Here is a 14,758-nt window from a genome sequence, read left to right as displayed (position 1 = left end):
CAATGGAAAAAACCCGTCAACAAGAGTTAACACGCTGGCTGAAACAGCAAAGCGTTATTTCCCGCCGCTGGCTTACGATTTCCCGTCTCCTGGGGTTCGTTAGCGGCCTGTTGATTGTTGCCCAGGCATGGCTGCTGGCCCGCATTCTTAATCATATGATCATGGAGAACATCCCGCGCGAAGCGCTGTTGCTGCCCTTTATTGTCCTGATCCTGATTTTTATCCTGCGCGCCTGGGTGGTGTGGCTGCGTGAGCGCGTCGGTTTTCACGCCGGACAGCATATCCGCTACGAGATCCGCCGCCAGGTGCTGGATCGCCTTCAGGAAGCCGGGCCCGCGTGGATCCAGGGTAAACCGGCCGGTAGCTGGGCGACGCTGATCCTTGAGCAGATTGACGATATGCACGACTACTATGCGCGCTATCTGCCGCAAATGGCCCTTGCCGTCTTCGTTCCGCTGCTGATCGTGATCGCCATCTTCCCTGTGAACTGGATGGCTGCGCTGATTCTGATGGGCACCGCCCCGCTGATCCCGCTGTTTATGGCGCTGGTCGGCATGGGTGCAGCGGATGCCAACCGCCGTAACTTCCTGGCTCTTGGTCGCCTGAGCGGCCATTTCCTCGATCGTCTTCGCGGCATGGAGACGTTACGCATTTTTGGCCGCGGTGAAGCAGAAACCGAAAACATTCGCCAGGCATCACAGGACTTCCTTCAGCGCACCATGGAAGTGTTACGCCTCGCCTTCTTGTCTTCCGGCGTACTGGAATTCTTTACCTCACTGTCGATTGCCCTCGTGGCGGTCTACTTCGGCTTCTCCTATCTTGGCGCGCTGGATTTCGGCCATTACGGCACGGCGGTGACCCTTTCTGCCGGCTTCCTGGCGCTGATCCTGGCCCCGGAGTTTTTCCAGCCGCTTCGCGATCTGGGAACCTTCTATCACGCCAAAGCGCAGGCGGTTGGCGCAGCCGATAGCCTGAAAACGTTCCTGGAAACGCCGCTGGCCCACCCGGAGCGCGGTGACGTAACGCTGAATGCGAAAGATCCGGTGTCCATTGAAGCGCAGGACTTTTCCATTCTGTCGCCCGAAGGCAAAGTGCTCGCCGGTCCGCTGAACTTTACCTTACCTGCGGGACAACGCGTGGTGCTCGTCGGCACCAGCGGTTCCGGGAAAAGCTCTCTGCTGAATGCGCTATCCGGTTTTATGGCCTACACGGGTTCACTGCGGATCAACAAAACCGAACTGCGCAACCTCGATCCAGACGCCTGGCGTAAACAGCTCAGCTGGGTGGGCCAGAACCCGCAGCTTCCCGCCGCTACGCTGCGTGAAAATGTGCTTCTGGCGCGCCCGGACGCGCGCGAAGATGAACTGCAGTCGGTTCTCGACCGCGCCTGGGTCAGCGAGTTTCTGCCCCTGCTCCCCCAGGGGGTAGATACCGTGGTCGGCGATCAGTCCGCCGGGCTTTCGGTCGGACAGGCGCAGCGCGTAGCCGTGGCACGCACGCTGCTTAACCCATGCCAGCTGATGCTGCTGGATGAGCCTGCCGCCAGCCTGGATGCCCACAGCGAACAGCGCGTAATGGAGGCCCTGAACGCCGCCTCCCGGCAGCAAACAACCCTGATGGTCACCCACCAGCTGGAAGGGATTGCCGACTGGGACCAGATCTGGGTCATGGAGAACGGCCGTATTGTTGAGCAAGGCAATTACGCCTCTCTCGTTGCCGCGCAGGGACCGTTTGCCGCCCTGCTGGCGAACCGTCAGGAGGACATCTGATGCGTGCTCTGCTGCCTTATCTTGCGCTCTATAAACGTCACAAATGGATGCTGACGCTGGGGATTGTGCTGGCGATTGTCACGCTGCTCGCCAGCATTGGCCTGCTCACGCTTTCCGGCTGGTTCCTGTCGGCCTCGGCCGTCGCGGGCTTTGCCGGTTTATACAGCTTCAACTATATGCTCCCGGCTGCCGGTGTTCGCGGTACCGCCATCACCCGTACCGCCGGACGCTATTTCGAACGTCTTGTCAGCCATGACGCTACTTTCCGCGTGCTGCAGCACCTGCGCATCTACACCTTCAGCAAACTGCTGCCCCTCTCCCCTGCCGGGCTGGCGCGTTTTCGTCAGGGTGAGTTACTTAACCGTGTCGTTGCGGATGTCGACACGCTGGATCACCTGTACCTGCGCGTGATTTCCCCGATCGTGGGCGCGTTTGTGGTGATTGTGGTGGTCACGCTGGGGCTGTCTGTTCTGGATGTTTCCGTTGCGCTGACGCTGGGCGGGATCATGCTGCTGACGCTCATCATTCTGCCTCCGCTGTTTTACCGCGCCGGGAAATCCACCGGGGAAAACCTGACGCGCCTGCGCGGGGACTACCGCCAGCAGCTCACCTCCTGGCTTCAGGGGCAGGCAGAGCTGACGATTTTTGGCGCCAGCAAGCGCTATCGCGCCCGCATGGAAAGTACGGAGCTGAACTGGCATGAAGCCCAGCGCCGCCAGTCGGAGCTTACGGCCTTCTCTCAGGCGCTGATGATGTTAATCGGCGGCGTGGCGGTGATTGCCATGCTGTGGCTGGCTTCCGGCGATGTCGGGGGGAATTCACAGCCGGGTCCTCTTATTGCCCTGTTCGTCTTCTGTGCGCTGGCTGCGTTTGAAGCGCTGGCCCCGGTGACGGGCGCCTTCCAGCATCTTGGTCAGGTGATCGCCTCTGCCCTGCGCATCACGCAGATTGCCGAGCAGGAGCCTGAAGTCACGTTCAGTGCCAGGCAAACTGCGGTACCAGAGCAGGTTGCGCTAACGCTTGAAGATGTCACCTTCGCCTATGACAAACAGGCGCAGAACGCGCTGGACGGTATCAACCTTTCTGTTAGTGCAGGTCAGCGGATGGCGATCCTCGGGCGTACCGGCTGCGGTAAATCGACTCTGCTACAGCTACTGACGCGCGCCTGGGATCCGCAGCGCGGCAATATTCGTTTTAATAATACGTTGCTGACTGATTTCAGCGAGCAGACCCTGCGCAAGACGGTGAGCGTCGTTCCGCAGCGCGTGCATCTGTTTAGCGCCACCCTGCGCGATAACCTGCTGCTGGCCGCGCCAGAGGCCTCTGATGATGCGCTTCGCGCCACGCTGGAGCAGGTCGGACTGCAAAAACTGCTTGAGGACGACGGGCTGAACGGCTGGCTGGGCGAAGGCGGCCGCCAGCTCTCCGGCGGTGAACTGCGCCGTCTGGCAATTGCGCGCGCGCTGCTGCACGATGCGCCGCTGATGCTGCTCGACGAACCCACCGAAGGCCTGGATGCCACAACCGAGAGCCAAATCCTTGATTTACTGGCGAATGTTATGACCGGCAAAACCGTGCTGATGGTCACACACCGCCTGCGCGGACTGGCGAGTTTTGATCGGATAATTGTGATGGACAACGGACACATTATTGAGCAAGGTAGTCACGCAGAGCTGTTGGCCAAACAGGGTCGCTACTACCAGTTTAAACAGCGTCTGTAGACTATATTTGTAGCGTCCTTACTCGCGTACTGGAGTTTTGCTGTCATGCGCCTGGTCCAGCTTTCTCGTCATAACATCGCGTTCCCTTCTCCGGAAGGGGCGCTGCGTGAGCCCAACGGGCTGCTGGCCCTTGGTGGTGACCTCAGTCCCGCGCGACTATTAATGGCGTACCAGCGCGGTATTTTCCCCTGGTTTTCCCCCGGCGATCCGATTTTATGGTGGTCCCCCGATCCGCGTGCCGTGCTGTGGCCAGCGCAGTTTCACGTGAGCCGCAGCATGAAGCGTTTCCATGCGAAATCCCCCTACCGCGTCACCCTCAACCACGCTTTTGGTCAGGTCATTGAAGGCTGCGCTGAAGACCGCTATGAAGGGACATGGATAACCAGCGATATCATCACTGCCTACCACCAGCTTCATGAACTTGGGTACGCCCACTCCATTGAGGTGTGGGAAGGCGGAGCACTCGTCGGCGGCATGTACGGCGTAGCGCAAGGGACGCTGTTTTGCGGCGAGTCGATGTTCTCTCGCGCGGTTAACGCCTCGAAAACCGCGCTGCTGGTCTTCTGCGAGGCGTTTGCCCAGCGCGGCGGACGCCTGATCGATTGTCAGGTGCTCAACGAGCACACGGCCTCCCTGGGGGCTGTTGAAATCCCGCGACGCCAGTACATCGAACAACTGGATGCCAGCCGTCAGGAGAAGCTCCCGCGCGACTTCTGGATACCGAGAACGCTCTTTATGCCCAATGCCTAAATGTTTTCCGCATATTTTTTGTGAGGGTGTTATAATTATGCCGCAGAGTAGCTTCTGCCTGTTGCCCCGCCGCCGTTTGGGACCCTCGCTTCAGATAACGTCCTGACGTTTATCCTGTCGTCTCCCCTTTACGAATGCGCTTCCTGTTCGGTTGTACCGTGACGCTTGGGCAATGCGCCGAAACTGTTTTGCTGCGTTTTAATCGCGCAATTCTTTACTTAATTGATGAATTTCGGCATTATCTTGCCGGTTCAAAACTTGGTAGTGATACCCCAGAGGATTAGATGGCCAAAGAAGACAATATTGAAATGCAGGGTACCGTACTTGATACGTTGCCTAATACCATGTTTCGCGTAGAGCTGGAAAACGGTCACGTGGTAACTGCGCACATCTCCGGTAAAATGCGCAAAAACTACATCCGCATTTTGACGGGCGACAAAGTGACTGTTGAACTGACCCCGTACGACCTGAGCAAAGGCCGCATTGTCTTCCGTAGTCGCTAATTGTTTTCGCCTGTAATGGCAGATGAATATTTAAAAGGTCGGGATAATCCCGGCCTTTTTTATTTATGGCTTTAATGTTGCTCTGCCGGAAGATGTATTGTCATCCACGGTTGTACAGGAGCGATTAAATCCCCTGCCATAGAATGAGCCATGTCGTGGAGTAATCCCGTGAGGTGCGGCAACATATCGCGGTCAAAATGCGATACCAGCAGTATGTGGTTTAACGCCCGGCAGTAGTCGCATTTCGTTTCTGTATCTTCCAGCAACCACTCTTTTTGTCGCGGTTGTTCCGCTTCGTCCCCAAATTCTACCACCTGAAAATCGCGCATGGATTCTGTGAGGCCGGATTTCACCTCTTCCAGGTAAGCTCCGAGACAACGGCAAATGGGCTGCGTTTGCGGGAGTGATTTGCAGTCAAGGAGGATTTCGGTGAGCAGTTTGCAGCGCTCAGCCAGGGTTGGAAGATCGGGGTTGAGGGAGAGTTCGGTGTAGAGTTGGGCGAAGCTATTAATATCAGTCATATGTGATCCTTTATGCACGCAAGATTGTCTGTGCACACACTTTCAGGACGGCAATCCCGGCACCTGATTTTGCAGGTGCGCCGCCATTTTATTACTGTGGATTTATCCAGCAACTGACTTCGAAAGAAACGGGAAAGCGCCTCGCAAAATTCCTCTGCGGCCTGATGCCCTCACCCCGGCCCTCTCCCACAGGGAGAGGGAGAAAACAAAAAAAACGGCAACCGAAGTTGCCGTTTTGCTTTTACCTTATAACTCAGTGAGCCGCTTCCGGCTTGTGCTTCGCCGCGCTCTGGAAATCGTACGTCAGTTCGTTCTTCGCCTGGTCCAGCGCCACGGTCACCTGGCCGCCGTCCACCAGCGAGCCAAACAGCAGCTCGTTCGCCAGCGGTTTCTTCAGGTTGTCCTGAATCACGCGCGCCATCGGACGGGCCCCCATCGCTCGGTCGTAGCCTTTCTCGGCCAGCCAGTTGCGGGCCTCCTGGCTCACTTCCAGCGACACGCCTTTCTGATCCAGCTGAACCTGCAGCTCGACGATGAACTTGTCCACAACCTGATGGATCACCTCGGTAGACAGGTGATCGAACCAGATAATGTTGTCCAGACGGTTACGGAACTCCGGCGTGAAGATCTTCTTGATCTCTTCCATCGCATCTGTGCTGTTATCCTGGTGGATCAGGCCGATGGATTTACGCTCGGTTTCACGCACCCCGGCGTTGGTGGTCATCACCAGCACTACGTTGCGGAAGTCCGCCTTGCGCCCGTTGTTGTCGGTCAGCGTCCCGTTGTCCATCACCTGCAGCAGGATGTTGAACACGTCCGGGTGCGCCTTCTCGATTTCATCGAGCAGCAGTACCGCGTGCGGATGCTTGATCACCGCGTCGGTCAGCAGGCCGCCCTGGTCAAAGCCCACGTAGCCCGGAGGCGCACCAATCAAACGGCTGACGGTGTGACGCTCCATATACTCGGACATATCAAAGCGCAGCAGCTCAATACCCAGCGCTTTGGAGAGCTGAACCGTCACCTCGGTTTTCCCTACGCCGGTCGGGCCAGCAAACAGGAAGGAACCGACAGGCTTGTGGTCATGCCCCAGCCCGGCGCGGGCCATCTTGATCGCTTCGGTTAAGGCCTCAATGGCTTTATCCTGACCAAAGACCAGCATTTTCAGGCGATTGCCGAGGGTGCGCAGCGTGTCGCGGTCGCTCTGAGAAACGCTCTTCTCAGGGATACGCGCGATGCGGGCCACCACGGACTCAATATCCGCCACGTTAACGGTTTTCTTACGCTTGCTGGCCGGCATCAGGCGCGCACGCGCGCCTGCCTCATCAATCACGTCAATCGCCTTATCCGGCAGATGACGGTCGTTGATGTATTTCACCGCCAGCTCCACCGCCGCACGTACCGCTTTCGCGGTGTAACGCACGTCGTGGTGCGCTTCGTACTTCGGCTTCAGGCCGTTGATGATCTGCACCGTTTCCTCGACGGACGGCTCGGTCACGTCGATTTTCTGGAAGCGACGCGCCAGCGCACGGTCTTTCTCAAAGATGTTGCTGAACTCCTGGTAGGTCGTGGAGCCAATCACGCGGATCTTGCCGCTGGAGAGCAGCGGTTTGATCAGGTTCGCGGCATCGACCTGGCCACCGGAGGCCGCACCTGCGCCGATGATGGTGTGGATCTCATCGATAAACAGGATGCTGTTGGTGTCCTGCTCCAGCTGTTTTAACAGCGCCTTGAAGCGTTTTTCAAAATCACCGCGGTATTTAGTGCCCGCCAGCAGCGAGCCGATATCCAGCGAGTAGATGGTGCAGTCGGCAATCACTTCCGGCACGTCACCCTGGACAATGCGCCAGGCAAGCCCTTCGGCAATCGCGGTTTTACCCACGCCTGACTCACCCACCAGCAGCGGATTGTTCTTGCGGCGACGGCACAGCACCTGGATCGCGCGCTCCAGCTCTCTATCGCGACCAATCAGCGGGTCGATACCGCCAACGCGAGCAAGCTGGTTAAGGTTGGTGGTGAAGTTTTCCATACGATCCTCCCCGCCTGCTTGCTCTTCATTGTTATTGACCTGATTGCTGGAATCCGATGCCTGGTTAGGCTCGTCTTTACGCGTTCCGTGAGAAATAAAGTTAACCACGTCGAGGCGGCTGACTTCGTGTTTGCGCAGCAGGTAGGCAGCCTGTGACTCCTGCTCGCTGAAGATGGCGACTAAGACGTTTGCGCCAGTCACTTCGCTACGCCCGGAAGACTGGACGTGGAATACCGCGCGCTGCAGCACGCGCTGGAAGCTGAGCGTCGGCTGAGTGTCGCGCTCTTCTTCACTGGCTGGCAGCACCGGTGTGGTTTGTTCGATGAAGGCTTCGAGTTCCTGACGTAGCGCCACCAGATCCACGGAGCAAGCTTCCAGCGCTTCGCGGGCAGATGGGTTGCTAAGCAGTGCGAGCAGTAAATGCTCGACGGTCATAAACTCATGTCGGTGCTCACGCGCTCTGGCGAAAGCCATGTTTAAACTGAGTTCCAGTTCTTGATTGAGCATAGGCACCTCCCCCAATTTTATGCCTTATCAGGCCTTTTCCAGCGTACACAGCAACGGATGCTCGTTCTCCCTCGCATAGTCGTTCACCATCGCCACTTTGGTTTCCGCCACTTCGGCTGTGAAGATGCCGCAGATAGCTTTGCCACGATAATGAACGGTAAGCATCAGTTGCGTTGCACGTTCTACATCATAAGAAAAGAACTTTTGTAGCACGTCAATAACAAATTCCATCGGCGTGTAATCATCGTTCATTAACATAACTTTATACATAGATGGCGGTTTTAGCGCGTCGCGCACTTTGTCTTCCGCCAGCTGGTCGAAATCCAGCCAATCGTTGGTCTTACCCATTATGCATAACCACTTTGAATCTACCTCAGATGTTAGATAACAATCATCTATTACTGTCATCCGCGATGTCTGTCACAAACTGTTGCAATAGCGTTAACTGCTTCAAACTTTGGTTGATTATTGTCCCATCTCCAGCGCCAAACGCTTGACGACTTCTTTCGTTTCTCTAAATTGTACAAGCGTGAGATGGCGAGGTTTTGAACAGCCCCCACTCCACCACCGGTTCATTCCATCTTAACTTATAAGATTTACGAAGGATGTCGAAGCATGGAAATGGGTACTGTTAAGTGGTTCAACAACGCCAAAGGGTTTGGCTTCATCTGCCCCGAAGGCGGCGGCGAGGATATCTTCGCTCACTATTCCACCATTCAGATGGATGGTTACAGAACGCTCAAAGCCGGGCAGTCCGTCCGGTTCGATGTACATCAGGGACCAAAAGGCAATCATGCAAGCCTAATCGTACCCGTTGAAGCAGAGACGGTTGCATAGCTCTCTGTTTTATTGTGTACATCCCGCAGTCAAAATGCCAGCCCGATCGGCTGGCATTTTTATTTTCGGGTTATTCCCGAGCCAGCGCATCCACCGGATCCAGCCGCGCCGCGTTGCGGGCGGGCAACCAGCCAAACAAAATGCCGGTAAAGGTCGAACATAAAAACGCGGTGATAATGGCAACCGGCGAGAAGCCAATCTCCCAGCCGGGTAAAAAGAGCTGGAGCGCAAACGCGATCATCATCGAGAGCGCAATGCCCATCGCCCCGCCGACCAGACACACCAGTACCGCTTCAATCAAAAACTGCTGCAGCACGTCGCTGGCCCGGGCCCCGACCGCCATGCGGATGCCGATCTCCCGGGTACGCTCGGTGACCGACACCAGCATGATATTCATCACCCCAATACCGCCGACGACCAGCGAGATCACCGCCACCAGCGTGAGGAACAGCTGAAGAGTACGTGTGGTCTTTTCCGCCGTTTTCAAGAGGCCGTCCATATTCCAGGTGAAGAAATCTTTCTTCCCGTGGCGCAAGGTTAACAGCCGTTCAAGCTGCTGTTCGGCCAGCGCGCTGTCGTAGCCCTCCTTCACGCGTACGGTGATGGAGTTGAGCCATGACTGCCCCATAATCCGCCCTGAGATGGTGGTGTAGGGCAGCCAGACGCGCAGGATCTTGCTGCTGCCAAACATCGACTGCTTCTCTTCCGCCACGCCGATGACCGTGGCAGGCATGTTGCCGACCAGGATCACTTCGCCTACCACGCTGGCTTTATTTGGGAAAAGCTGCCTGCGCGAGTTTGCGTCCAGCACCACCACTTGCGCCCTGCCCGCGAGCTGCTCGGCGTTGAAGGTGGCGCCTTCGCTGAAGGTCATGCCGTAGACGTTGAAATAGTCTCCGCTCACGCCGTTAGCGCTGGCGGCCACGTCAACGTTGCCCACGCGCAGACGCAGGTTTTGCGAAACCGCAGGCGTGGCGGAGTTTACCCACGGCTGCTTCTGAATCGCCGCCAGATCGTCGTACTTCAGCGCCTGCTGATACTGCGGCTCGTCGTCGCCAAAGTCTTTGCCGGGATAGACGTCAATGGTATTGGTGCCGATAGCGCGGATATCCGCCAGCACCAGCTGCTTGGCCGCGTCGCCCACCACCACGATCGACACCACCGAGGCGATACCAATAATGATGCCGAGCATCGTCAACAGGGTACGCATTTTGTTGGCCGCCATCGCCAGCCACGCCATGGTCAGCGCCTCGCGAAAGCCGCTGGAGAACTGCCTCCAGCCGGTTGATGCCGGCAGCGCTTCTTTCGGCGCCGCAGCCCTGGACTCACGCGGCGGCGGGTTACTGACCAGCTCGCCGTCGTGGATCTCGATAATGCGTTCCGCCTGCGCCGCCACCTGCGGATCGTGGGTGACGATGATCACCGTATGCCCCCGATCGCGAAGCTGGTGCAGGATCGCCATCACCTCTTCGCCGGAATGGCTGTCGAGCGCGCCGGTCGGTTCATCCGCGAGGATCACCTGCCCGCCGTTCATCAGGGCACGGGCAATACTCACGCGCTGCTGCTGGCCGCCGGAAAGCTGAGAGGGCTGGTACTCCACCCGCTCCGCCAGTCCCAGACGCGTCAGCAGCATCTGCGCGCGCTCAAGTCGCTTTTTCCGCTCGACGCCCGCATACACCGCAGGCACTTCCACATTCTGGGCCGCGTTAAGGTGAGAAAGCAGATGGTAACGCTGGAAGATAAAGCCGAAGTGTTCCCGGCGCAGCTTCGCCAGCGCGTCGCCGTCCAGCGTGGAGACATCCGTCCCGGCCACGCGATAGGTCCCGCTGGTCGCTTTATCCAGGCAGCCGAGAATGTTCATCAGCGTCGATTTACCGGAACCCGACGCGCCGACAATCGCCACCATCTCGCCCGCCTCCACGCGCAGGGAGATGCCCTTCAGCACCTCCACCGGGCCGTCGCCGGACGGATAGCTGCGACGAATGTTATTCAGCTCAAGCAGCGCCGTCATTTAGCGGCTCCGGGCAGGCTTTCGCTGACAACAACCTCCTCGCCCTCTTCCAGCCCTTTCACCACCACCACGTCGGTGTCGTTGCGCGCGCCGATCACGACCTCGCGCTCGCGCGTTTCGCCGTTGCGCAGCACTTTCACTTTATAACGGCTCTCCCCGGCGGACTCGCCAAGCGCAGAGAGCGGAATGGTCAGCACGTTCTTCACGCCGGTCAGCTGGATATGCACCTGTGCGGTCATGTCCAGACGCAGCACGCCCTGCGGGTTTGGTACCTCAAAGCGGGCATAGTAAAAAATAGCGTCGTTAACTTTCTCCGGCGTCGGCAGAATGTCCTTCAGCACGCCTTCGTAGCGCGTTTGCGGGTCACCCAGCACCGTAAACCAGGCGTTCTGTCCCGGCTTAAGATGGATCACATCCGCCTCTGAAACCTGGGCTTTGACCAGCATAGTGCTCATGTCCGCCAGCGTCAGAATGTTTGGCGCCTGCTGCGCGGCAATCACCGTCTGGCCCTGCAGCGTAGTGATCTGGGTGACTTCGCCCGCCATCGGCGCGACGATTTTGGTGTAATCGAGGTTGGTTTTTGCCGTATCCAGCGAGGCCTGGTTGCGCTTGATTTGCGCGTCAATCGTGCCAATTTGCGCCTGTTTCACCGCCAGTTCGGTGGTGGCAGTATCTAAATCCTGTTTCGAAATAGCCTGAGTTTTAGCCAGCGCCTGCTGACGAGTCAGCGTCACCTGTGCCAGGTTACGCTCTGCCAGCGCCTGCGCACGCTGCGCGCGCAGCTCCATCAGCGTGGCTTCCACCTCGCGGATCTGGTTCTCAGCCTGCTCAGGATCGATAACGCCGAGCAGCTGGCCTTTTTTCACCTTGTCGCCAATCTCAACCGACAGCGTTTTCAGCTGGCCGCTGACCTGAGCGCCGACGTCAACCTTGCGCAGCGCGTCAAGCTTGCCCGTAGCGAGGACGTTTTGCTGCAGTTCGCCCGGGCGAACAATCAGCGTCTGATACTGTGGCACCGGCGCATTCAGCACCTGCCATAGCCAGTACCCACCGGCTAAAACCGCGACCGCCAGCAGCAGAAACCACGTTCTGCGTTTTCCCTTGAGGTTCATAAATATTCCAAATAAATGTTCTGGCAATTATAAATGTTGATTCTATCTAAACGACTCCTCAACGAAACCCCTGTTCTCCGAAATCGCCCTAATTTGTTTACGAGACGTTGACATTCCCCCTGCTGAAATAGCGATATTCCAAAAGGATCAGGATCTACCATGTCTTCTATCGTCGATACATCACTTTCAAACCTGCCGCAGCCAAAATCCGGCTGGCAGCTCTTCAAAAACCTGGCTTTCGGTGAGATCGCACCCGGGCTGGCATGGGAAAACACCGCCTACCGACGCAAGTTCATGCTGCGTTCACTGGCGACACCGCTCAGCACCGCGCGTCTGCTGTCTGACCTTGCAAAGCATCCGCACCTGATGCAAATGCTCCAGGTTCAGCCGGGGCTGCCCTGCCGCCTTCATCGTCCATGGCTGACGGTCAATATGGATCGACAGCGTGCGCTGGAATCGCTGTCCTGGCACTACCAGATGATGTGTCGCCAGCTGCCGGCGACGCTGACAAAGGGTTACCTTTCAAAGCAGGGCGTGACTCTGCTGACCTTAACCGGAAAAGATGAACAGCAATTTACCGTCCGTCTGTGCGCCGATGCGTTTATGGATAAAGAGGGAGAAGCTACCCTCATTTTCAGTGACGGTCAAAATACGGCGCTCGCGGAAATGACCTTTACGCTATGCCAGTTTGAGGGAAAATCGACGCTGTTCATTGGCGGTTTACAGGGCGCAAAAGCGCATGTTCCTCATGAGCTGATCCAGAGTGCGACGAAAGCCTGCCACGGTCTGTTCCCGAAACGTCTGCTGGTCGAGGCCGCCATGACGCTTGGCGCCGCGTTCCCGGTAGAGCAAATTGTTGCCGTCAGTAACGATACCCACATTTATCGCAGCTGGCGCTACCGCAAGAAAAAAGAGGGCAAACTGCTGGCCGATTACGACAGTTTCTGGCTTTCCCTCGGCGGTGAAAAGCAGGATAACGGTAACTTTATGCTGCCGCTAGTCATGCCGCGTAAACCAATGGAAGAGATCGCCAGCAAAAAACGTTCCGAATATCGCCGCCGCTACGAACTGCTGGATAGCCTGATTCAGCAGGTGAAACAGGCAACCCAAGGCTAATCCGCTTTCCCGCGTGCCAGCCACAGCACGCGGGAGAACATCTTCCGCAGCAGGGTCGGCACCGCCTCCACGCCCCGCCTCCCCGCTTCCGTCGCCACTTCAATGGCTAAATCCGGTTTTGACGAACGATGAATGGCTTTGGCGATTACGCGCCGCATATTCATCGGGACATCGACCGGCACCATGGCAATTCGGTGGAAGACGTCGTCGAACCCCTGACGATACATAAAGTGCTCCATGTCCATCGCGGGCAGCATGGTTAAATGGTCGCGCTCTTCCTCGCGCTCGTTGTTCAGCAGGCTACGCACGGTCGAAGCATATTTTTTGCCCGCCTCATCACCGTCTACCAGCACGTGCCACTCGATCCCCATCCGGCGGGCAAATTTTATCAGCGGCTTTAATCCCGACTGGGCGAATTCGATCACCTTAATGCCTTCCGCATCAAAATGGTGGCCGCACTGGCGCGCCAGCTCGTTGATAACCCAGGTTTCCGTTTCCCCCTCCACCAGCAGCCAGCAGCGGGCAAAGAGCGACGACGCCCGGTTAAAGCGAATATGAAACGCGATGCGCCGCCCGTCTTCCGCATTCAAACCGCCCGGCCCAAGCCGGAAAGCGGAAACGCGGGAGGATTCACGCACCAGGCGACATACGTGTTCTACCGGCGTCAGCGATAATAATTCTCCGGAATTGGTGGTCGTAATGCGCTGGAGCGGCAGCAGATTCAGCAGATGCCATGCCACGGAGAGCATGATGGGATGCAGGCGCGTTTCCGGGTCTTCCACCAGCAGCAGCGGCCGGGCGTCCCGATCAAGACGAACGGTGCCTTTGGCCTGCAGAAGCGTTGAAAACAGCCCCAGCAGAATCACCCGATGGGTACGACCGCCGGGCCGGTCGATCATCCGGTTAATGATGTCGAGGTAACGCCAGCTTCGCTGCTCATCATGAGAGCGGCGGCGCATCAGACGGTGGCGAGATTCCGAGGTTCCCTGCTCGGAAAAATAGTGCTCCAGAAGCTGTACCATTGCGGACAACCCCTGACGAATTTGGCCATCAGTAAGATTCTGCGGACGCGACACCAGCTCTCTGGCCAGAAAATCCAGCTCGCGGGCGGTGACTTCCACTTCCGGCATATTGGGTACGGTTCCGTTACGAATACGCCGCATAAAACGCGCATCGCGCAGGCGTAACACCGGCGTCAGGCGGATCAGATGACGGGCCAGATCGTCAATATTGTCCAGCGGGATCGGGTTAGCTTTCTCATCGAGAAAATCACGCAGGGTGAGTACCCCCTCGTTCTCCGCCATCTCGCCTTCCAGCCGATAGAAAATCCGGTGGAAACCGTCATCGCACGGCACCCAGCAGGGTGACAGCGGGCGGAAGCGACGCACGCGGTGACGTCCGGGCTCGGATTCACGGAACGTCAGGATGATATGCAGGTGCTTCTCGCGCCCCGTTACGTCACCGGGCGGAAACCAGAAATCGTCGCGGACGAAGTGATACAGATCGTCTTCGGGCGAAAGCAGTAGCGTCAACGCATCCAGCAGGCTGGACTTACCCCACGCGTTCTCGCCAATCAGGACGTTGTTCTGCTCCAGCTGCAGTGAAAGGCGGTTAATACCGCGAAACCCGACAATTTCCACACGTTCGAGAAGCATAAATCCCCCGCGAAATGATCACTTTTTCCTTCAAGTTATCAGCAGTATAGCGGGAGGCGCTCTGCCACGACAGCATAACATTCGCCCTTACCAGAATTGGTCTATGCTCTATTTACCGCTGATTTGAACAAGGATTGACATCACATTGCCTTAAATCAAATTAATCGAATTTATTTAAGTGGCGAAGGGGTGTTATTGGTTTTTAAAATACGGGCTCTTTGAGTCGTCAT

The 14,758-nt window shown here is 57.3% G+C and carries 12 protein-coding genes; 6 read left to right on the top strand and 6 right to left on the bottom strand.

Features of this window, described 5'->3' with window-relative positions; translation table 11 throughout:
- Positions 1-2: 2 nt before the first annotated feature.
- From cydD to infA, 4 genes are all read left to right on the top strand, one after another.
- A complete protein-coding gene (cydD, locus tag ACOTZB_RS08180) occupies positions 3-1,769 on the top strand; it encodes a heme ABC transporter permease/ATP-binding protein CydD (protein ID WP_421626865.1) in 1,767 nt (588 codons plus the stop codon).
- The gene (gene cydC / locus ACOTZB_RS08175; protein WP_421626864.1) at positions 1,769-3,490 is read left to right on the top strand and encodes a heme ABC transporter ATP-binding protein/permease CydC; all 1,722 of its coding nucleotides are present in this window, start codon (positions 1,769-1,771) and stop codon (positions 3,488-3,490) included. Before cydD ends, cydC begins: the two co-directional genes overlap by 1 nt.
- A gap of 45 nt (positions 3,491-3,535) precedes the next feature.
- Positions 3,536-4,240 carry a leucyl/phenylalanyl-tRNA--protein transferase gene (gene aat, locus ACOTZB_RS08170; protein ID WP_047651318.1) on the top strand — a complete coding sequence of 235 codons (705 nt, stop codon included), beginning with the start codon at positions 3,536-3,538 and terminating at the stop codon, positions 4,238-4,240.
- A gap of 284 nt (positions 4,241-4,524) precedes the next feature.
- Positions 4,525-4,743 (top strand): translation initiation factor IF-1, encoded by a 219-nt coding sequence (gene infA / locus ACOTZB_RS08165; RefSeq protein WP_002211347.1) that lies wholly within the window; start codon positions 4,525-4,527, stop codon positions 4,741-4,743.
- A gap of 71 nt (positions 4,744-4,814) precedes the next feature.
- Here the strand turns inward: infA and ACOTZB_RS08160 are convergent, their stop codons facing one another.
- From ACOTZB_RS08160 to clpS, 3 genes are all read right to left on the bottom strand, one after another.
- Entirely contained in the window at positions 4,815-5,264 is a 450-nt protein-coding gene (locus ACOTZB_RS08160) for a hypothetical protein (RefSeq protein WP_421626863.1), read from the bottom strand.
- A 253-nt stretch (positions 5,265-5,517) separates the two neighbouring features.
- Complete coding sequence (gene clpA, locus ACOTZB_RS08155) at positions 5,518-7,797, bottom strand: ATP-dependent Clp protease ATP-binding subunit ClpA (protein WP_421626862.1); 2,280 nt, start codon at positions 7,795-7,797, stop codon at positions 5,518-5,520.
- 27 nt (positions 7,798-7,824) lie between these two features.
- A complete protein-coding gene (gene clpS, locus ACOTZB_RS08150) occupies positions 7,825-8,145 on the bottom strand; it encodes an ATP-dependent Clp protease adapter ClpS (RefSeq protein WP_006174393.1) in 321 nt (106 codons plus the stop codon).
- A 267-nt stretch (positions 8,146-8,412) separates the two neighbouring features.
- Here clpS and cspD point away from each other — a divergent pair, with 267 nt between their 5' ends.
- A complete protein-coding gene (cspD, locus tag ACOTZB_RS08145; RefSeq protein WP_006809408.1) occupies positions 8,413-8,634 on the top strand; it encodes a cold shock-like protein CspD in 222 nt (73 codons plus the stop codon).
- A gap of 70 nt (positions 8,635-8,704) precedes the next feature.
- On the opposite strand, the gene macB is transcribed toward cspD, so the two are convergent.
- Positions 8,705-10,645 (bottom strand): macrolide ABC transporter ATP-binding protein/permease MacB, encoded by a 1,941-nt coding sequence (gene macB, locus ACOTZB_RS08140; RefSeq protein ID WP_193804719.1) that lies wholly within the window; start codon positions 10,643-10,645, stop codon positions 8,705-8,707.
- Positions 10,642-11,757, bottom strand: coding sequence for a macrolide transporter subunit MacA (gene macA, locus ACOTZB_RS08135; protein ID WP_126328130.1), 1,116 nt, complete (start codon positions 11,755-11,757; stop codon positions 10,642-10,644). The genes macB and macA overlap by 4 nt, the downstream gene beginning before the upstream one ends.
- 159 nt (positions 11,758-11,916) lie before the next feature.
- Here macA and ACOTZB_RS08130 point away from each other — a divergent pair, with 159 nt between their 5' ends.
- Positions 11,917-12,873 carry a VirK/YbjX family protein gene (locus ACOTZB_RS08130; protein ID WP_421626861.1) on the top strand — a complete coding sequence of 319 codons (957 nt, stop codon included), beginning with the start codon at positions 11,917-11,919 and terminating at the stop codon, positions 12,871-12,873.
- Here ACOTZB_RS08130 and ACOTZB_RS08125 read toward each other — a convergent pair.
- A complete protein-coding gene (locus ACOTZB_RS08125; protein WP_029739481.1) occupies positions 12,870-14,528 on the bottom strand; it encodes an ATP-dependent endonuclease in 1,659 nt (552 codons plus the stop codon). The two genes, ACOTZB_RS08130 and ACOTZB_RS08125, sit on opposite strands and share 4 nt — an antisense overlap.
- Between the last annotated feature and the right edge of the window lie 230 nt (positions 14,529-14,758).

This window comes from Enterobacter cloacae complex sp. SHL020, assembly GCF_049236945.1.
Lineage (GTDB): Bacteria > Pseudomonadota > Gammaproteobacteria > Enterobacterales > Enterobacteriaceae > Enterobacter > Enterobacter dykesii.
This window is presented reverse-complemented; position numbering and strand designations above follow the sequence as displayed.